We start from the raw sequence: 18,271 nt of genomic DNA, 5'->3' as shown, positions 1-18,271 counted from the left end.
GGCGGGGGCCGCTTATCCCTCGATCAGGGCATCCTGCCCTGACTCGGGCGCTCGGCGTCCTGCCTCGCTAGGCGCGGCCCCCGCCCGCCGGCCCGCTGCCTCGCGCGTCAAGTCACAGGACTTTGGTTTGAGCGGTCGTTTGAGATCCCCCCTCGCGCACAACACGATCAGTGACGGGAAATGATCGACTTGAGGTCCCCTCCCTCGCGCGCAGCGCAGGGGAGGGATGGGGAGGGGGCGGGGCTTTACCGCTCAAGCCACAGAAGCAAGAGCACCAGCAAAAAGCACCCCACCCACTCAGTCGCTAGTTCGCGACTTCGAGCTCCCCTTCGCCTGCGGCGAAAGGGAGGGGGCACAGCGCTTGCTCAATGCCTTCGTTGGAAGAAGTCCTGATCTGCACGCTCGCGGCGCCTCGACCCGGGCGGGCGCGCGGAGAGCGAGCCTTAGGATGGCCCGCGGCGGTGAGTCCGCCATGGATGGCGGAACGAGCCGAGGAGTCGCGCGCGACCGGGTCGAGGCTGGGCGGCGAAGTGGTACTCACCGCCACCACACGCGTGACTTCAGCAGATCTGCATGCCCGCACTCCGGCGCAGGACACGGTCGGTGGTGTAATGAAGTGCGCGACTACTTCGCTGGCGCGGGCCGTTCGAGCAGGTAGAGCCCGGTTTCCGGGGCGTCGGTGTGCGGCTCGGTGGCATCGGGGCCGGCGGCGATCGTGATCGCCAGCTGCTGGCCATCGCTGCCGCCCACGGCAACGCTGGTCGGCCACGCCAGGGGCAGCCCGACCACCTCCTGCATCATCCCGCCTTCGGCCGAGACGCGCGCTACCGCCCAGCCGCCGTGCAGGGCGACCCAGACATCGCCCTGCGCATCGGCCGCCAGGCTGCGCACCTCGCCAGAGGCCTTGGGCACCACGGCCAGGCGGCGGATGCGCGCATCGCCTGGGCGCATCTCATAGAGCGTGCCGGTGGTGGCGCTGGCGGCGAACAGGCGCGTGCCGGCCGGGTTCCAGCACAGCGCGTCGATGCGGTCGTCGATGCGCCAGCCCGGCACGGCGATGCCGGTGTGCAGCCAGGTGGCGATGCGATAGCCGCCGGCCGGGTCCGGCGTGACCTGCCACTCGCGACCGTCGGGCTGCACGCAGGCCGCGATCGGCGCGGGCTGGCCGCGCCGGTCGAGCTGTCGTGCCGCCGGCTGGCCGTCGAAATCCAGTCGCAGGATGCCCTCGGCGTGCACCACTTCCAGGCCCATCGGCGTGGCATGCAGGCCGCGCGCGGCCACCGTCAGCGTGGCGATGCGCTGGTCCTGTTCCTGAGTGGCGCGGTGCAGGGTGGCCGTGGCGGTGTCGATCCAGTACCAGGCGTTGCGCGCGGCCGACCAGGTGGCGAAATCGCCGCCGGTGGCGGGCGGGCCGGGCACGCGTGCGACCTGGTCGTCATGGGTGACCTCGACGGCGCCGGCCAGGCGCTCGCCGATGCGCTGGGCGGCCTCGGTCAGCTCGGTGCCGAAGGCGGCCATGCGCTCGGGCGTGAAGCGCTCGGTCGCCCCGGACAGGCTCAGCGCGCCGCGCACCACGCCTTGCATGTCGCGGATCACCGCGGCCACGCAGCGCGCGCCCAGGCGGCTTTCCTCGTCGTCGATGGCGTAGCCGCGCTCCTTGACCGTGGCGATCATGGCGTTGACCTGCTCGCGGCTGGTCGCGCTGTTGGGCGTGAACGGCGTCATCGGCAGCCGCGACAGCAGCGGATTGCGCTCCCCGGTGCGCATGGCCGCCAGCAGCGCCTTGCCGGCCGCGGTGACGTGCAGCAGACGACCCTGTCCGACGTGGGTGTCGCCCTGCGAGCGGTGCGCGCCGCGCGCGCGCTCCAGCGCGATGACTTCCAGGCCGTCGCGCACCCACAGGCTGGTGGTCTCGCCGGTGATGGCGCGCAGATAGTTCAGCTCGATGTTGGCGGCCACGACCAGCTGCGGCGCCGGATGCGATTCGCGGCTCAGCTGCAGCGCGCCGAAGCCCAGCCGGTAGGCGCGGCGGGTGGACTCGCGCCGGACCAGGTTGCGCTCGATCAGGCCGCTGAGCATGCGGTAGGCGGTGGTACGCGGCAGCTGCACCTGCTGGGCGATCTCGGCGAAGGTCACGCCCTTGGGCGAGGTGCCGATCGCCTCGAGGACATCCAGCGCGCGTTCGATGGTGCCGGTCGCCTTGCGCGTGTTCTCACTCATGTCGCCGGTCATCCTGGCCCGCTGGCCGATGTGGGGCAGTGAAGATGCCGCGGCCGGGGCGGGCCGCGCGCGGCGCATTGTCCGGCAAACCGGGCCGGGGCGGGGAGTGCGCCGGTGGATCGGTCCGTCCGCTGCGCAAGGTGGGCCTCACCAGTCCAGCGTGCCGCGCACCACGGTCTGCACCTGGCCGCCGGACCAGACCTCGCCGGCGGCGTCGATGGCCAGTTCCAGCAGGGCGTCGAAGCCGACCTCGCGGCCCTGGCTTGCGACATAACGCCCGCCGCTGCCGGGCAGGGCGCCGCGCTGGTCCAGCCAGGCCGCCAGCACCGCGTTGGCCGCGCCGGAGGCCGCGTCCTCGAAGCGGCGGCCGTTGCCGACGAAGGCGCGCACCGCCAGCTGGTAGTCGGGCTGGCTGGTCGCGCGGGCGTAGGCGAACACGCCCATCGCGCCGGAGCCTTCCGCCAGGGTGGCGATCGCGTCCCAGTCCGGCGTCAGGCCGCGCAATGCGGCCTCGTCGGCCAGTTCCACCACCCACCACTTGCGGCCGCCGTCCATCAGCGCCGGCGGCAGCGCGCCCAGCGGCCAGCCGGCGATGGCCGGCGCCAGGCGCGCATCGGCCGGGTCGACCACCTCGGCCAGCGAGGCGCGGGGCACGCGGATGGCGATGCGCTGGCGTCCGTCGATGGTCTCCACCCGCAGCGGCAGGCGCCCGGCGATGCCGTCCTGGATCAGCACGCCATCGCGCGGCACGGCCAGGCCCGCGGCCAGCACCGCGTGCGCGGTGCCTACGCTGGGGTGGCCGGCGAAGGGCACCTCCTTCTGCGGGGCGAACATGCGCAGCCGGTAGCTGGCGCCTTCGTCCTGGGCCGGGAAGACGAAGGTCGTCTCCGGCAGCTTGGTCCAGCGCGCGATGGCCTGCATGGCGGCCTCGTCCAGCCCCTGCGCATCCAAGACCACCGCCAGCGGATTGCCGTTGCCCGCCCGCGCGGAAAAGACATCGACCTGCAGGAAACGACGCGATTGCATGGGCACAGGAGCGGCTGGGAAGGGGCGTGCAGGGTAGCAGCGCGCCGTGGCCTCACCAGTGCAGCGTGCCTTCGACCACGCCCTGGACCTGCCCGCCGATCCAGACCTCGCCGTCGGCGTCCACCTGGAGGTGCACACGGCCGTCGCGGCCGACCTCGCGGCCCTGGCTGGCGACGCAGGCGCCGCCGATGCCCGGCAGCCGGCCCTGTGCGTGCAGCCACGCCGCGATGCAGGCGTTGGCGCTGCCGGTGACCGGGTCTTCGGGCGTGTTGGGCGCATCGGCGGGGCAGAACGCGCGCACGACCAGGTCGTGGCCGTCGGCGGCTTCCGCGGCGAAGAGCGCGACGCCGAGGCTGGCCGTGGCGCGCGCCAGCGCGGCGATCGCGCCGAAGTCCGGGCGCGCGCGGCGCACCGACTGGGCGTCGGCCAGTTCCAGCAGCCACCAGCCCGGGCCGTTGTTCCACAGTGCCGGCGCCGCGGCCAGGGCCCAGCCGCGGTGCGCGGCGTCCAGCAGGGCCTGGGCGTGGGGCGGGGTGGGCAGCGCCCGCGCGCGCGGCGCGCGGATCCGGGCGTGCAGCACGCCATCGACCTGCCGCACCTGGGCGGGAAGCAGGCCGGCCGCGCATTGCTGGGTCAGCCGACCATCGCGCGGGCTCGCCAGGCCCCAGGCGACGGCGGCCCAGGCCGCGCCCACGCTGGGATGGCCGGCGAAGGGCAGCTCGCAGTCGGGTGTGAAGATGCGCACGTGGTAGTCGGCGCCTTCGGCGGCAGGCAGGAAGAACACGGTCTCGGGCAGCCCCAGCCAGGCGGCCAGCGCCTGCATCGCGGCGCTGTCCAGGCCGTCGCTGTCGAGGATCACGCCGAGCGGATTGCCGCAGCCTGGACGCGCGGCGAACACGTCCAGCTGCAGGTAGCGCCGGCCCGGCGCGCTCACCAGGTGATCTGGCCCTGGATGACCGGCTGCACCAGGCCGCCGATCCAGACCTCGCCCTCGGCATCCACTTCCACCTCGATCAGGCCGTCGCGGCCCAGTTCGCGGCCCTGGCTGACCCGGTAGCGGCCGTCGCGGCCGGGCAGGGCCTGGCGCGCGTGCAGCCAGGCGGCGATCAGGCCGTTGGCGCTGCCGGTGACCGGGTCCTCCGGGACGCCGCTGGCCGGGGCGAAGGCGCGCACCACCAGGTCATGGGGGCCGCCATGGCTGCGGGCGAAGGCGGCCAGCTTGCCCTTGCCCGGCAGCAGGGCGATCTGCCCCAGATCCGGCTGCCAGGCGCGCAGCGCGGCCTCGTCGGCCAGCTCCAGCAGCCACCAGTCCGGGCCGTTGTTGTACAGCGCCGGCGGGAGGGGACCGCGGGCCGCGCCGAACACCTGCGGCGCCAGCAGCCAGGCCGGCGGGGGCACGTCGAAGCGGTGCACCGCGCGCGGGGTGCGCACCGAGATCCGGCGCGCGCCGTCGGCCTGGCGCACCCGCACCGGCAGCATCCCGGCGGCGCACTGCTGGATCAGGTCGACCTCGCCCGCGGCCTGCGCGTGCAGGTGCTCGGACCGCACCAGGCCCAGCGACAGCGCGGCCCAGGCGGCGCCCACGCTGGGGTGGCCGGCGAAGGACAGCTCGGTTCTCGGCGAGAAGATGCGCACGTGGTAGTCGGCGCCGTAGCCGCCCAGCGGCTGGAAGAAGACCGTCTCGGACAGGTTCAGCCAGGCGGCCAGCGCCTGCATGGCCGCGGTGTCCAGCGCATGGGCATCGACCACCACGCCCAGCGGGTTTCCCGCGCCGGGGCGGTCGGCGAAGACGTCGAGCTGCAGGTAGCGGCGCTGGATCATGGTCGGGTCCTGGGGCCGCGGGGGCTTGGCTGGGCGTGTTCCATTAGAATTGCAGGTTCCGCCCGCGTGATCGGGTTTTTCCTCCCCATCGTAGACCGCAAAGTCCCCATGTCCGCTTCCCCCCCGAACGATCGCTGGATCGTGCTCAAGTTCGGCGGCACCTCGGTGTCGCGTCGTCATCGCTGGGACACCATCGGGAAGCTGGCCAAAAAACGCGCCGATGAACACGACGCGCGCGTGCTGGTGGTGGTCTCGGCGCTGTCGGGCGTCACCAACGAGCTGACCGCGATCGCCGACGGCGCCCAGGATGCCGAGGCCCGCGTGGCCGCGCTGGAGCTGCGCCACCGCGAGTTCGTGGCCGAGCTGGAACTGGACGCGCAGGCCGTGCTCGGCCAGCGCCTGGCCGCGCTGCGCGCGCTGGCCACCGACCCGCGCGCGGCCACCCGCGCGCTGGACTGGCAGGCCGAGGTGCTGGGCCAGGGCGAGCTGCTGTCCTCGACCATCGGCGCGGCCTACCTGGCCGCGAACGGCCTGGACATCGGCTGGTGCGATGCGCGCGAGTGGCTCGATGCGATGACCATCCCCAACCAGAGCGCCTGGGCGCAGCGCCTGTCCGTGTCGTGCGATCCGCGCGGCAGCGACGACTGGCGCGCGCGCTTCCGCACCCAGCCCACGCGCGTGCTGATCAGCCAGGGCTTCATCGCCCGCCACGGCGACGGCGGCACGGCGATCCTGGGCCGCGGCGGCTCGGACACCTCGGCGGCGTACTTCGGCGCGCTGCTCAAGGCCCAGCGCGTGGAGATCTGGACCGACGTGCCCGGCATGTTCAGCGCCAACCCGAAGGAAGTGCCGGACGCGCGGCTGCTCACGCGCCTGGACTACTTCGAGGCGCAGGAAATCGCCACCACCGGCGCCAAGGTGCTGCATCCGCGTTCGATCAAGCCGTGCCGCGACGCCGGCGTGCCGATGGCGATCCTGGACACCGAGCGCCCCGAGCTGCCCGGCACCAGCATCGACGGCAACGCGGTCACCATCCCCGGGGTCAAGGCGATCAGCCGCCGCAACGGCATCGTGCTGGTGTCGATGGAAGGCATCGGCATGTGGCAGCAGGTCGGATTCCTGGCCGATGTGTTCGCGCGCTTCAAGAAGCACGGCCTGTCGGTGGACCTGATCGGTTCGTCGGAGACCAACGTCACCGTGTCGCTGGATCCGTCCGAGAACCTGGTCAGCACCGACGTGCTGGCCGCGCTGTCCTCGGACCTGGCCGAGATCTGCCGGGTCAAGGTGATCGCGCCATGCGCGGCCATCACCCTGGTCGGCCGCGGCATGCGCTCGCTGCTGCACAAGCTGTCGGATGTGTGGGCGACCTTCGGCAAGGAGCGCGTGCACCTGATCTCGCAGTCGTCCAACGACCTGAACCTGACCTTCGTCATCGACGAGGCCGACGCCGACGGCTTGCTGCCGATCCTGCACGGCGAACTGATCGACTCGGGCGCCATGCCGGTGGAGGAGACCAGCGTGTTCGGCCCGCGCTGGCGCGAACTCAACGGCGCGCTGCGTCCACGCCCCACGCCGTGGTGGCAGGCCCGGCGCGCGCAGCTGCTGGACCTGGCCCAGGCCGGCACGCCGGTCTACGCCTATCACCTGCCGACCGTGCGCGAGCGCGCCCACGCGCTGGCCGCGATCAAGCAGATCGACCAGCGCTTCTACGCGATCAAGGCCAATTCGCATCCGGCCATCCTGCGCACGCTGGTGGAGGAGGGCTTCGGCCTGGAATGCGTGTCGCTGGGCGAGCTGGAGCACGTCTTCGCCACGCTGCCGCAGCTGGAGCCGCGCCGCGTGCTGTTCACCCCGAGCTTCGCGCCCCGGCACGAGTACGAGGCGGCGCTGGCGCTCGGCGTCAACGTCACCATCGACAGCGTCGAGGCGCTGCAGCGCTGGCCGGAGGTGTTCAAGGGCCGCACCCTGTGGCTGCGCGTGGACCTGGGCCACGGCGATGGCCATCACGAGAAGGTCAACACCGGCGGCAAGGCGTCCAAGTTCGGGCTGTCGGCCGCGCGCGTGGACGAGTTCGTCGCGCTGGCGCGCAGCCTCAACATCACTCTGACCGGGCTGCACGCGCACCTGGGCAGCGGCGTGGAGGCCGAGGGCCACTGGCGCCTGATGTGCGACGAGCTGGCCGGCTTCGCCCGCCGCATCGGCACCATCGAGGTGATCGACATCGGCGGCGGCCTGCCCATTCCCTATCACGCCGATGACGAGCCCTTCGACCTGGACGCCTGGTCGCGCGGGCTGGAGGAGGTCAAGGCCGTGCATCCCGCCTTCCGCCTGGCCATCGAGCCGGGCCGCTACCTGGTGGCCGAGGCCGGCGTGCTGCTGGCCCACGCCACCCAGGTGATCGAGAAGGACGGCGTGCTGCGCGTGGGCCTGGATGCGGGCATGAACACCCTGATCCGCCCGGCGCTGTACGACGCCTGGCACGACATCGCCAACCTCAGCCGCCTGGACGACGCGGACACGGCCAGCTTCGACGTGGTCGGCCCGATCTGCGAATCCTCCGACGTGTTCGGCCGCCGCCGCGCGCTGCCGGCGGCGAGCGCGCCGGGCGACGTCATGCTGATCGCCGACGCCGGCGCCTATGGCTACAGCATGGCCAGCACCTACAACCAGCGTGCGCTGCCCAAGGAGACGACCCTCGATGTCTGACTGGACGTTCCAGCGCGAGACGGTCAAGCAGTTCCGTTTCAGCGGCTGCGACTTCGACCCGGCCACCGGCGTGGCGCGCCTGCGCTATGCCTTCGACCAGGGCCCGGAACTGGTGGAGACGGTGAGCTTCCCCGGCGCGCCGTTCGCACTGGATGGCGCGCGCGAACACGCGCTGCGGCGCGCGCTGCGCCTGCTGCACCTGATCGCCGGCGTGAGCTACTACAAGGCCGCCGTGCCGCCCGAACTGGTGATCGAGGGCGAGCCCATCGATGCGGACACCGCCGCACTGATGGAGGACCTTTACACACACGGCCTGGGCGAGTTCGCCTATCGCAACGGCCTGGACCTGCACGGGCGCATCCGCTTCCCCGCCAGCGAAGCGGCCGATGCCGCGCCGGCGCCCACGCTGGGCCTGGCGCCGCACGCGCTGGTGGCCATCGGCGGCGGCAAGGATTCGCTGGTGTCCATCGAGGCGCTGCGCCAGGCCGGCGTGGCGCAGACGGTGAGCTGGATCGGCGGCTCGCAGCTGATCGCCGCCTGCGCGGCGCGCACCGGCCTGCCCACGCTCAACATCGGCCGCGCGCTGGCGCCGGCGCTGTTCGAACTCAACCGCCAGGGCGCCTACAACGGCCATATCCCGGTGACCGCGATCAACTCGGCCATCCTGGTGGTGGCCGCGCTGCTGCGCGGGGTGGACCAGGTGGTGTTCTCCAACGAGCGTTCGGCCAGCTACGGCAGCCTGATCCCCGGCACCGGCGAGGTGAACCACCAGTGGTCCAAGGGCTGGGCGTTCGAGTCGCTGTTCGGCGCGCACGTGCAGCGCTTCGTCGCCGCCGACCTGCACTACTACTCGCTGCTGCGGCCGCTGTCCGAGCTGGCCGTGGCGCGGCAGTTCGCCAAGACCGACCACTACGACGCGCACTTTTCCAGCTGCAACCGCAACTTCCACATCCTGGGCGAGCGTCCGGTCAACCGCTGGTGCGGGCAGTGTCCCAAGTGCCATTTCGTGTTCCTGGCGCTGAGCAACTTCATGCCCAAGCCGCGCCTGCTGAACATCTTCGGCCGCAATCTGCTGGACGATGCCGCGCAGACCGCCGGCTTCGATGCGCTGCTGGAGTACCAGGACCACAAGCCGTTCGAGTGCGTGGGCGAGGGGCGCGAGTCGCGCGCGGCGATGGCCGCGCTGGGCCAGCGCCCGGAGTGGCGCGAGGACGCGCTGGTGGCGCGCTTCAACCGCGAGATCGCCCCGCAGCTGGACGCGGCCGACCTGCGGATCGCCCCGCTGCTGCAGCCCGAGGGCGAGCACCGCATCCCGCCCGCCCTGTGGGAGCAGCTGCGTGCGAATTTCGCAGCTTGAGGGTCGGCGCGTCGCGCTGTGGGGCTGGGGGCGCGAGGGGCGCGCCGCCCACGCCCTGCTGCGCAGCCGGCTGCCCGGACAGGCGCTGACCCTGTTCTGCAGCCCGACCGAGGCGGCGCAGGCCGCGACGCTGGGCGATCCGCTGCTGTTTCCGCAGGTCGAGGTCACCGGCGCGGCGCTGGGCCGCTTCGAGGTGGTGATCAAGTCGCCGGGCATCAGCCCGTATTCGCCCGAGGCGCTGGAGGCGCAGGCCGCCGGCGCGCGTCTGCTGGGTGGCACGGCACTGTGGTTCGCCGAACACCCCGACGCGCGCACCGTGTGCGTGACCGGCACCAAGGGCAAGAGCACCACCACCGCGCTGTTGGCCCACCTGCTGCGCGCCGGCGGCCATCGCACCGCGCTGGCCGGCAATATCGGCCTGCCGCTGCTGGAGGTGATGGACCCGCAACCCGCGCCGGAGCTGTGGGCGATCGAGCTGTCCAGCTACCAGACCGGCGCGGTCGCCGACAGCGGCGTGCGCCCCGAGGTGGCGGTGGTGCTGAACCTGTTCCCCGAGCACCTGGACTGGCACGGCAGCGAGCAGCGCTATATCGAGGACAAGCTCGCGCTGGTCACGCGCGCCGCGCCGCGCACCGCCGTGCTCAATGCGCGCGATCCGGTGCTCTCGCAGCTGGCGCTGCCGGACAGCCGCATCGTCTGGTTCAACCGCGAGGACGGCTGGCACCTGCGCGGCGAGCTGCTGTATCGCGGCGATGCGCAGGTGTTCGACACGCGCGCGGTGCCGCTGCCTGGTCGCCACAACCGCGGCAACCTGTGCGCGGTGCTGGCGGCGATCGAGGCGCTGGGCCTGGACGCCGCGCCGCTGGCGCCGGCCGCGCTCGACTTCCGCCCGCTGCCCAACCGTCTGCAGACGCTCGGCACGCGCGGCGGCCTGACCTACGTCAACGATTCGATCGCCACCACCCCGCACGCCACGCTGGCGGCGCTGGACTGCTTCGCCGGGCAGCGCATCGCGCTGCTGGTAGGTGGGCATGACCGTGGCCTGGACTGGCACGACTTCGCCCAGGCCATGCGCCAGCACGCGCCGCTGGGCATCGTGACCCTGGGGGCCAACGGCCCGCGCATCCATGCGCTGCTGGAGGCGGTGGCGGGCGAGGGCGGTTTCCGGTTGGCCGCCGCGCCTGACCTGTCTTCCGCGGTGCACCAGGCCGAGGCGATGCTGGAGGGGCAGGGCCTCGTGCTGCTGTCGCCGGGCGCGCCGAGTTTCGGCATGTACCGCGACTATGTCGAGCGCGGCAAGGATTTCGCCCGGATCGCGGGGTTCGATCCCGAGGCGATCGTGGCGATACCGGGGTTGGGGGTGGCTTGAGGGCTTGCGCGTGTGGTGCTCGCGTGATTTGAGGCGAGCGCGCTGGGGCTTTCGTGCTGTAAGTCGAGCGCTTTCGTGCCGCTCCGCGCACAGATCTACTTTCTTGCTTGTACAAGAGACGCTTGCACAACCGAAGGCTTATCAGGGCTGGCTTTACGGTAGCGGCTCCTGCCTCTCCGCTTTGCTTTACAACGTGATTGAGAGCAACCGCAACCGCAAAGAGCAAAGTCCCTGGATTCCCGCTTTCGCGGGAATGACGATCTGAGAGAGCTGCTTCGGCCGTTGCCGTTGCTACTGCTGTTGCTGTTGCTGTTGCCGTGGTCGTTGTTGTTGCGGTTGCTTTACCTGTCTGAGCCGTAAAGCGAGCCGAGCATCGCAGGAAGACGGGGCCGAAGAGGGGCCCTGTTTGAGCGAAGCGAGTTTGGGCCCCGTGCCCCGTCTTCCGAGAAGCGCAGGGGACCGCCGCGCAGCGGCGGCTCGCGTCCCGGCGAGAAGCGGTTTTGGCTACTTTTGACAAGACAAAAGTAGCTCGCGCCCGCAGGCGCGAAAGCTTTGCTCCTGCTTCAAAGCCTTGGCTTCAAAGCCTTGGCTTCAAAGCCTTGGCTTCAAAGCCTTGGCTTCAAAGCCTTGGCTTCAAAGCCTTGGATTTAGAGCTCTTGCTTCAAAGCGCCTGCTTGAAGCCTTGAAGCGCCAAGGCCGCACACCCCATCAAGCAAACGCCGCCGCATACCCCGACTGCGCCACCACCTTCTGCACCGCATCGGCCACCCGCAGATTGCCGGCGATGACCTGGCGGCCTTCGGCCTTGGTGCCGTCGTCCATGCGCGCCAGCGCGGCGCCCTTGAAGTCGCTGGCCTTGCCGCCGGCCTCGCGCACCAGCAGCACGCCGGCGGCGATGTCCCAGGCCTTCACGCCGGCCTCGAAGTAGGCGTCGGCGCGGCCGCAGGCCACGTAGGCCAGGTCCAGCGCGGCCGAGCCGGTGCGCCGGATGTCCTCGGCGTGGTTGAGCAGCTCGCGCACGCATTCGAGCTGGGCGCCGACGCGGGCGCGCTCGCGCGGCGGGAAGCCGGTGTGCAGCATCGCGCCGGCCAGCTCCTTGCGGTCCGACACGCGGATCTTGCGCTCGTTGAGCTGCGCGCCGGCGCCGCGGCTGGCGGTGAACAGCTCGTTGCGCAGCGGGTCGAAGATCACCGCATCGCTCGGTTCGCCGTTGTCCACCAGCGCGATGGAGACGCAGAAATGCGGAAAGCCGTGCAGGTAGTTGCTGGTGCCGTCCAGCGGATCGATGACCCAGTGGTAGCGCGGGTTCTTGCCGGGCAGCACGCCGCCTTCCTCACCGATCACGCCGTACTCGGGGTAGGCGCGGCGCAGTTCCTTGATGATCGCCTTCTCGGCGTCGGCATCGACTTCGCTGGCGTAGTCCATGCGGTCCTTCTGGACCACGTTGAGGCTCTCGAGCTTGTTCATGCTCCGCAGCAGCACATTGCCCCCGACGCGCGCGGCCTTGGTCATGACGGTGACGACGGGATTGAGCATGCGAAGCGACCTCGGTCAGGCGGGGCGTGTGGTACGCGGCAGATGGAAAGAGCAGGCCGGCGCGGCGGCCGGACCGCGCATTCTAGCACCGCCCTCGGCCGCGGGCCCTGTCCTGGGGTGTGCGGGGAGGACGGATGAGGGCGCGAACACCTAAAATCGCGGCATGGACACCATCGATTCCAGCGCCGCCGCGCGCATCCGCTTCGTGCTGGTCGGCACCCAGCATCCCGGCAACATCGGCGCCGCCGCGCGCGCGCTCAAGACCATGGGCCTGGCCCAGCTGGTCCTGGTGCAACCGGAGAAGTACCCGCACGAGGAGGCCTTCCGCCGCGCCGCCGGCGCGGACGACCTGCTGGCCGATGCGCTGGTCACCGACGACCTGGCCGCCGCGCTCGCCGACTGTCAGCTGGTGCTGGGCTGCACCGCGCGCAGCCGCCGGGTGCAGCTGGAGGAGCACAGCCCGCGCCAGGCGGCCGCACAGCTGGCGCGGGTCGCGCGGCAGGCGCCGGTGGCGCTGCTGTTCGGCCGCGAGCGTACGGGGCTGACCAACGAGGAACTGCAGCTGTGTCACGCGGCCGTGCATATCGATGCCAATCCCGACTACAGCTCGCTCAACCTGGCCGCAGCGGTGCAGGTGCTGGCCTACGAGACGCGCCTGGCGCTGCGCGAAGCCCAGGACGCCAGCCCGCCGGCGGACGCGGACCAGGCCGATCCCGGCGCGGCCCCGGCCACGCATGCCCAGCTCGAAGGCTTCTTCGCCCAGCTGGCGGACACGCTGGACCAGGTCGACTTCCACAAGGGCCGCGCGCCCGAATCGGCCATGCGCAAGCTGCGCCGCCTGTACCTGCGCGCGGGCCTGGACGAAAAGGAAGTGCGCCTGCTGCGCGGCATCCTGGCCGACTGCCAGCGCATGGCGCGCCTGGCCGGCCAGGCAGGAGCCGCGTGATTGTCCGGTGATGTCAAAGTCAGCTAGGCTGGCGCGTCTCCATTGCGGAAGTCCCCGTTTGCGCTACTGGCTCCTTGGCGTGCTGCTGGTGTGTGCGGCGATGGCGATGCCCCTGCGGGCCGCCCCGGCACCGGGTGAGGACGATCCGCACGTGCTGGTGCTGGGACGCATCAGCGACAATCCCAAGGCCCATTACGCCCAGCTCAAACCGCTGCTGGACTACGTGGTGGCGCGCATGGGCGATGTCGGCATCACCGGCGGCCGCATCCTGATGGCGCGCGACGCACGGCAGATGAGCAGCTACCTGCGCCGCGGCCGGGTGGACTGGGTCACCGAGACCTCCGGCACCGGCGTGGAGCTGCAGCGCCGCACCGGCGCGCAGCCGCTGCTGCTGACCGAGCGCGGCGGCGCCAGCCTCTATCACACGCTGATCTTCGCCCGGGCCGACTCGGGCCTGACCTCGCTGGCCGATCTGCGCGGCAAGTCGATCGCGCTGCAGGGCGTGGGCTCGACCAGCTCCTACATCGTGCCGGCCTCGATGCTGCTCGATGCGCATCTGCCGCTGGAAATCCTGCTCTCCCCGCGCGACCGGCCCGACGCGCAGTCGGTCGGCTACGTGTTCGCGCGCTCGGAGTTCAACATCGCCGCCTGGGTCGACAAGGGCATGGTCGAGGCCGGGGCGCTGAACGATCTGGACTGGAAGGACGAGCGGCGCATGCCGCTGGCCTTCCGCCGCAACATGCGCGTGCTGGCGCAGTCGCCCGACTTCCCGCGCGCGCTGGAGATGGTCCGGCCGGGTCTAGCCCCGGCGGTGCGCGAGCGCCTGCGCGAGGTGCTGCTGCAGGCCGCGCAGGATCCGCAGGCGCGCGATGCGCTGAAGCGCTTCTTCGGCACCACGCGCTTCCTCGAACTGGATGCTCCGGCGCTCAAGGCGCTCGAGCATGTGCGCCAGGCCGGCGCCCGCGTGCGCGAGCAGGTCGAGTGAACCTGAGCCGGCGCACCCGCTTCGGCCTGCAGACCCAGCTTTCGCTGGCGATGGGCGTGACGCTGCTGATGATCGTGCTGCTGCTGGCGGTGCTGTTGCAGCGGCAGCACGCCATGCAGCAGGAGGTCGATGCGCTGGGCCGCCAGGCGGTGCAGTCGATGGCCGCCGAAGGCCTGACCCGCCGCGGCAGCGCGATGGCCGAGCAGCTGGCCGATTCGCTGGCCAACCCGATGTACTACTCGGACCTGGACGCCATCGGCGTGCTGGTGCGCGAGGCCACCCTGCAGCCGGACGTGGCCTATGTGCTGGTCTTCGACGAAGCCGGCAACGTGGTCAACGACGGCTCCTGGGACATGGCCTCCTACGGTCAGCCGATGCGCGACCCGCTGGCCGCGCGCGCCCTGGCCAGCCGCGCGCCGCTGACCCAGTGGACCGAGAAGGTGGTGGAGATCTCCCGGGTCGTCGAGCTGGGCGATTCGCGCCTGGGCGGCGTGCGCATCGGCTACTCGCTCGATTCGGTGCGCGCCAGCGAGGAGCGCGCCTCCAAGCTGCTGCGCGAGCGCCTGGAGGCGCTGGGCCGGCGCCATGCCGGCTGGATCGTGATGCTGCTCGGTGCGTTGCTGCTGGTCGGCGTAGGCATGGCCTGGTACGTGCAGCGCACGCTGGTCAGGCCGATCCGCGCGCTGGCGCAGTCGGCGCGCGCGATCGGCGTGGGCGACTACGACGTGCCGCGCCCGGTCAGCGCGCGCGAGGACGAGGTCGGCGAACTGGTGCGCGCGTTCTCGGAGATGAGCGACAGCATCTCCCGGCACGACAAGGACGTGCGGCGCATGGCCTATACCGATGCGCTGACCGGGCTGGCCAACCGGCTGGCGTTCCGCGAGAGCCTGGATCACCGCATGCTGCTGGTGCGCGGCGGTGGCCGCCAGCTGGCGCTGCTGTTCGCCGACATCGATGACTTCAAGCGGGTCAACGATTCGCTCGGCCACGAGGCGGGCGACGAGGTGCTGGTGCACTTCGCCACGCGCATCCGCGAGGTGGTCGAGCGCCTGGGCGGCGACGAGGCGATGGTGGCGCGCTTCGGCGGCGACGAGTTCGTGATCCTGATCCAGCACGGCGATGTGCGCGCGGTGGCCGCCGCGCTGGCCGAGGCGATGGTGCAGTCGCTGGGCGAGCCGCTGATGGTGCAGGGCCGGCAGGTGTTTCTGGGCACCTCGGTGGGCATCACCCTGTTCCCCGAGGACGCCGCCGGCGCCACGGCGCTGATGAAGAACGGCGATGTGGCCATGTACCAGGCCAAGATGGCCGGCAAGAACTGCTACCGCTTCTACAGCCGCGCCATGGACCAGGCGGTGGAGCGGCGCGTGCGCATGGAATCCGAGCTGCGCGGCGCCTGGGACCGCGACGAGCTGAGCCTGGTCTACCAGCCGATCTACCGCCTGGCCGACAACCGCATCGTCGGCGCCGAGGCGCTGCTGCGCTGGCACCACCCCGAGCTGGGCGCGGTCTCGCCGATGGTCTTCATCGACGTGGCCGAGCAGAGCGGGCTGATCGAACAGATCGGCCCGCGCGTGCTGCGCGCGGCATGCGCGGCGGCGGCGCGCTGGAACGGCATCGCCAGCGGCGAGGCGCCGTTCGTGTCGGTCAACGTCTCCCCGCGTCAGCTGCGCAGCGGCGATCTGCCCGAACTGGTGGCCGAGGTGCTGCGCGAGACCGGCCTGGCCGCCGGCCGCCTGCACCTGGAGTTGACCGAGACCGCGGTGATCGGCGACGAGGCCCATGCCAGCAAGATGCTGGCCAAGCTGCATCGCGCCGGGGTCAAGGTGTGGCTGGACGACTTCGGCACCGGATTCTCGGGCCTGAGCCACCTGCGCCGCGTGCCGGTGGACGGGGTCAAGATCGACCGCAGCTTCGTGGCCGACCTGCAGCGCAACCACGACGATCTGGCGCTGACCAGCGCGATCATCGCCATGGCCCATTCGCTGGGCATCGCGGTGGTGGCCGAGGGCGTGGAGAAGCAGGGCCAGTTCGACCTGCTGCGCGAGCGTGGCTGCGACCTGGCGCAGGGCTACTGGCTGGGCTACCCGCTCAACGAAAGCGAGTTCGTGCAGCTGCTGGCCTGAGCGTTCCGGGATCCCGCTCAACGGGGCTAGAACAGCCGCTGCACCTGATGGATCACCATGTGCGCCAGGTTGCCCGAGGCCACGCCGAACACCGCGATGGCCACCGCGCCCAGCACCCAGGCCGCCAGCAGCAGCATGCCGTCGCGCTCGAGCAGGGCGAAGACATAGAGCAGCAGGAGCAGGCCGAACAGGTAGTTGGTGAACGGGATCGGCAGCGCCAGCAGCACGCCCAGCAGCAACAGCAGCAGGCCGGTGAAGGCACTGGCCAGGCGGCTGTCGAGCATGCCCGGCCAGCGTGGGCGGACGACCTTCTCCAGCCAGCGCAGCGGCTTGGCCAGCGCGTCGCGGAAGCGCACCACCGAGTGCCGCATCGGGCCGCGGATGGCGATGAAGCGCGGCAGCCACGGCTTGCGCAGGCACAGCAGCAGCTGTGCGCCGACCAGCATCACCAGCGGACCGCTCAGGCCCCCGGCCACGCCGGGGATGGGAATGAAGGAGGGCAGCACGCCGATGAACAGCAGCATGCCGAACGCGCTCTGCTGAAGATCGGCCAGCAGGTCCACCAGGCGCAGGCGTTCGTTCGGATCGCCGCGGGCCATCTCGTCCAGCAGACTGCGCGTGGTGGCGGCCCCCGACTCAGCCGACGATGTCGTCATCGTCGGCGTCGTCCAGCTTCTGCAGCAGCAGCTTGTCCACGCGCGCGCCGTCCAGGTCCACCACCTCGATGCGCCAGCCGGCCCATTCGAAGTGCTCGCCCACGTGCGGGATGCGGCCGAAGTGCTCGATCACCATGCCCGCGGCGGTGTAGTAGTCCTCTTCCTGCTCGTCGGGCAGGGCCACGCCGCCGAGCAGCTCGCGCAGATCGTCGGTGGACAGCGAGCCGTCGATCAGCAGCGAGCCATCGTCGCGGGTGGTGACCAGGGCCTTGGGATCGGGGTTCTCGGCCATCTGGTGATGGCGGCCGACCACCGCGTTCATCAGGTCGCTCAGGGTCACCATGCCCTGGATCTCGCCGTACTCGTCCACCACCAGCGCCAGGGACTGCTGCTCCTCGCGCAGGATCTCCAGCAGCTTCATGGCGTGCGTGGACTCGGACACGAACAGCGCCTTGCGCAGGTCGGTGAACAGCTCCGGCGAGTGGTCGGCGATGCGGTCCAGCAGCGACTTGACCTCCAGCACGCCCACCACGTCCTGGTCGTTGTGGCGGTAGACCGGGAAGCGCGAGTACTGCGATTCCCGCATGGTCTGCAGGTTCTGCTCGTAGGGCGCGGCGATGTCCAGCCAGACGATGCGCTTGCGCGGCGTCATCAGGCTGTCGGCGGTGCGGTCGCCCAGGCGCAGCACGCGGTTGACCATGTTGCGTTCGTCGTCGTCGATCACGCCCTGCTCGTGGCTCTCGCTCACCAGCATGCGGATCTCCTCTTCGGTGACCGCCTGGCGCGCGTCGTCCTTGATGCCCAGCAGGCGCAGCACGGCGCGGTTGATCGCGCCGAGCAGGGCCACGATCGGCTTGGAGATGCGCAGCAGCCCGGTCAGCGGCAGGGCCACCACCGCGGCGATCTTCTCGGGATTGGTCAGCGCCAGGCGCTTGGGGATCAGCTCACCGAAGATCACATAGCCGGCGGTGATCAGGGTGACCGCGGTGGCCACGCCGATGCGGGCGTTGTACTGCGCCAGGCCCGGGAACCAGCCGTCCAGCCAGCCGGCGATGATCGCGCCGATGGCATCGCCGCCGAACACGCCGCCCAGGATGCCGATCAGGTTGATGCCGATCTGCACGGTGGACAGCAGGTTGTCGGGATGCTCGGCCAGGGCCAGCGCCGCGCGCGCGCCGCGGCTTTCGATGGCCTGCTGCTTGAGGCGCAGCTTGCGCGAGGTCATCAGCGCCATCTCCGACAGGGCGAAGAAGGCGTTGAGGGCGATCAGGAACAGGACGGTCAGCAGCTCGAGCACGGCTTGCCCTCCACATCAGGTGACAGGGCGGAACGTGTCCGGCGGATGGCCGCGCGGGCGGCGGGGGGATAAGGGTCGTCGTCCATAGGGTGCGCCCCGTACAGGGCGCCGGCGCAGTCTAGCAAACCCGACGTGAGTGCCAACAACGCCGGTAAGGCAATCGGATCAACGACTTGCGCCCAGCTGACAAGCTTGTTGCTGCCCGGCCGAAACGAAATTGTCATAATCG

Annotated in this window: 13 protein-coding genes; 6 read left to right on the top strand and 7 right to left on the bottom strand. The window is 71.1% G+C overall.

Annotated features, from left to right (window positions below):
- Window positions 1-624 precede the first annotated feature (624 nt).
- The 4 genes from WFQ05_RS10630 to WFQ05_RS10615 form a co-directional block, all read right to left on the bottom strand.
- Window positions 625-2,220 carry an IclR family transcriptional regulator C-terminal domain-containing protein gene (locus tag WFQ05_RS10630; protein WP_337053771.1) on the bottom strand — a complete coding sequence of 532 codons (1,596 nt, stop codon included), beginning with the start codon at window positions 2,218-2,220 and terminating at the stop codon, window positions 625-627.
- 147 nt (window positions 2,221-2,367) lie between these two features.
- A complete protein-coding gene (locus tag WFQ05_RS10625) occupies window positions 2,368-3,246 on the bottom strand; it encodes a PhzF family phenazine biosynthesis protein (protein WP_337053770.1) in 879 nt (292 codons plus the stop codon).
- Window positions 3,247-3,298: 52 nt separating this feature from the next.
- A complete protein-coding gene (locus tag WFQ05_RS10620) occupies window positions 3,299-4,180 on the bottom strand; it encodes a PhzF family phenazine biosynthesis protein (protein WP_337053769.1) in 882 nt (293 codons plus the stop codon).
- Entirely contained in the window at window positions 4,177-5,067 is an 891-nt protein-coding gene (locus WFQ05_RS10615) for a PhzF family phenazine biosynthesis protein (RefSeq protein WP_130521217.1), read from the bottom strand. The genes WFQ05_RS10620 and WFQ05_RS10615 overlap by 4 nt, the downstream gene beginning before the upstream one ends.
- A gap of 108 nt (window positions 5,068-5,175) precedes the next feature.
- On the opposite strand from WFQ05_RS10615, the gene WFQ05_RS10610 reads away from it, so the two are divergent.
- Genes WFQ05_RS10610 through murD form a run of 3 tightly spaced genes read left to right on the top strand, consistent with a single transcriptional unit; the run spans window position 5,176 to window position 10,499 of the window.
- The gene (locus tag WFQ05_RS10610) at window positions 5,176-7,773 is read left to right on the top strand and encodes a bifunctional aspartate kinase/diaminopimelate decarboxylase (RefSeq protein WP_337053768.1); all 2,598 of its coding nucleotides are present in this window, start codon (window positions 5,176-5,178) and stop codon (window positions 7,771-7,773) included.
- Complete coding sequence (gene murL, locus WFQ05_RS10605; RefSeq protein ID WP_337053767.1) at window positions 7,766-9,130, top strand: UDP-N-acetyl-alpha-D-muramoyl-L-alanyl-L-glutamate epimerase; 1,365 nt, start codon at window positions 7,766-7,768, stop codon at window positions 9,128-9,130. Before WFQ05_RS10610 ends, murL begins: the two co-directional genes overlap by 8 nt.
- Window positions 9,111-10,499 (top strand): UDP-N-acetylmuramoyl-L-alanine--D-glutamate ligase, encoded by a 1,389-nt coding sequence (gene murD / locus WFQ05_RS10600; protein ID WP_337053766.1) that lies wholly within the window; start codon window positions 9,111-9,113, stop codon window positions 10,497-10,499. Before murL ends, murD begins: the two co-directional genes overlap by 20 nt.
- A 708-nt stretch (window positions 10,500-11,207) precedes the next feature.
- Here the strand turns inward: murD and WFQ05_RS10595 are convergent.
- Complete coding sequence (locus WFQ05_RS10595) at window positions 11,208-12,035, bottom strand: inositol monophosphatase family protein (RefSeq protein ID WP_130535887.1); 828 nt, start codon at window positions 12,033-12,035, stop codon at window positions 11,208-11,210.
- 163 nt (window positions 12,036-12,198) lie between these two features.
- Between WFQ05_RS10595 and WFQ05_RS10590 the strand changes: the two genes are divergently transcribed.
- The 3 genes from WFQ05_RS10590 to WFQ05_RS10580 all read left to right on the top strand — a co-directional run bounded on the left by WFQ05_RS10590 (window position 12,199) and on the right by WFQ05_RS10580 (window position 16,089).
- Entirely contained in the window at window positions 12,199-12,981 is a 783-nt protein-coding gene (locus WFQ05_RS10590; protein ID WP_337053765.1) for an RNA methyltransferase, read from the top strand.
- A 100-nt stretch (window positions 12,982-13,081) separates the two neighbouring features.
- Entirely contained in the window at window positions 13,082-13,966 is an 885-nt protein-coding gene (locus tag WFQ05_RS10585; protein ID WP_337053792.1) for a phosphate/phosphite/phosphonate ABC transporter substrate-binding protein, read from the top strand.
- A 50-nt stretch (window positions 13,967-14,016) separates the two neighbouring features.
- The gene (locus WFQ05_RS10580) at window positions 14,017-16,089 is read left to right on the top strand and encodes a GGDEF domain-containing phosphodiesterase (protein WP_130531856.1); all 2,073 of its coding nucleotides are present in this window, start codon (window positions 14,017-14,019) and stop codon (window positions 16,087-16,089) included.
- A gap of 26 nt (window positions 16,090-16,115) precedes the next feature.
- Here the strand turns inward: WFQ05_RS10580 and WFQ05_RS10575 are convergent, their stop codons facing one another.
- Together WFQ05_RS10575 and WFQ05_RS10570 are read right to left on the bottom strand one after the other, a co-directional pair.
- Window positions 16,116-16,745: an exopolysaccharide biosynthesis protein gene (locus tag WFQ05_RS10575; RefSeq protein WP_337053764.1), complete on the bottom strand. Its 630-nt coding sequence runs from the start codon at window positions 16,743-16,745 to the stop codon at window positions 16,116-16,118.
- The gene (locus tag WFQ05_RS10570) at window positions 16,726-18,042 is read right to left on the bottom strand and encodes a hemolysin family protein (RefSeq protein WP_130522945.1); all 1,317 of its coding nucleotides are present in this window, start codon (window positions 18,040-18,042) and stop codon (window positions 16,726-16,728) included. The genes WFQ05_RS10575 and WFQ05_RS10570 overlap by 20 nt, the downstream gene beginning before the upstream one ends.
- Window positions 18,043-18,271: the final 229 nt, after the last annotated feature.

Origin of the sequence: Pseudoxanthomonas sp. USHLN014 (assembly GCF_037153335.1) — a bacterium.
GTDB lineage: Bacteria > Pseudomonadota > Gammaproteobacteria > Xanthomonadales > Xanthomonadaceae > Pseudoxanthomonas_A > Pseudoxanthomonas_A winnipegensis.
The sequence above is the reverse complement of the archived record's forward strand: the minus strand, read 5'-3'. Positions and strand labels throughout refer to the sequence as shown.

Coding starts and splice junctions, on each gene's coding strand:
- WFQ05_RS10580 (WP_130531856.1), top strand. CDS start 14,017: ATGGGCGTGACGCTGCTGATGATCGTGCTGCTGCTGGCGGTGCTGTTG.
- WFQ05_RS10630 (WP_337053771.1), bottom strand. CDS start 2,220: ATGAGTGAGAACACGCGCAAGGCGACCGGCACCATCGAACGCGCGCTG.
- WFQ05_RS10575 (WP_337053764.1), bottom strand. CDS start 16,745: ATGACGACATCGTCGGCTGAGTCGGGGGCCGCCACCACGCGCAGTCTG.
- WFQ05_RS10615 (WP_130521217.1), bottom strand. CDS start 5,067: ATGATCCAGCGCCGCTACCTGCAGCTCGACGTCTTCGCCGACCGCCCC.
- WFQ05_RS10610 (WP_337053768.1), top strand. CDS start 5,176: ATGTCCGCTTCCCCCCCGAACGATCGCTGGATCGTGCTCAAGTTCGGC.
- WFQ05_RS10625 (WP_337053770.1), bottom strand. CDS start 3,246: ATGCAATCGCGTCGTTTCCTGCAGGTCGATGTCTTTTCCGCGCGGGCG.
- murL (WP_337053767.1), top strand. CDS start 7,766: ATGTCTGACTGGACGTTCCAGCGCGAGACGGTCAAGCAGTTCCGTTTC.
- WFQ05_RS10595 (WP_130535887.1), bottom strand. CDS start 12,035: ATGCTCAATCCCGTCGTCACCGTCATGACCAAGGCCGCGCGCGTCGGG.
- WFQ05_RS10590 (WP_337053765.1), top strand. CDS start 12,199: ATGGACACCATCGATTCCAGCGCCGCCGCGCGCATCCGCTTCGTGCTG.
- WFQ05_RS10585 (WP_337053792.1), top strand. CDS start 13,082: ATGGCGATGCCCCTGCGGGCCGCCCCGGCACCGGGTGAGGACGATCCG.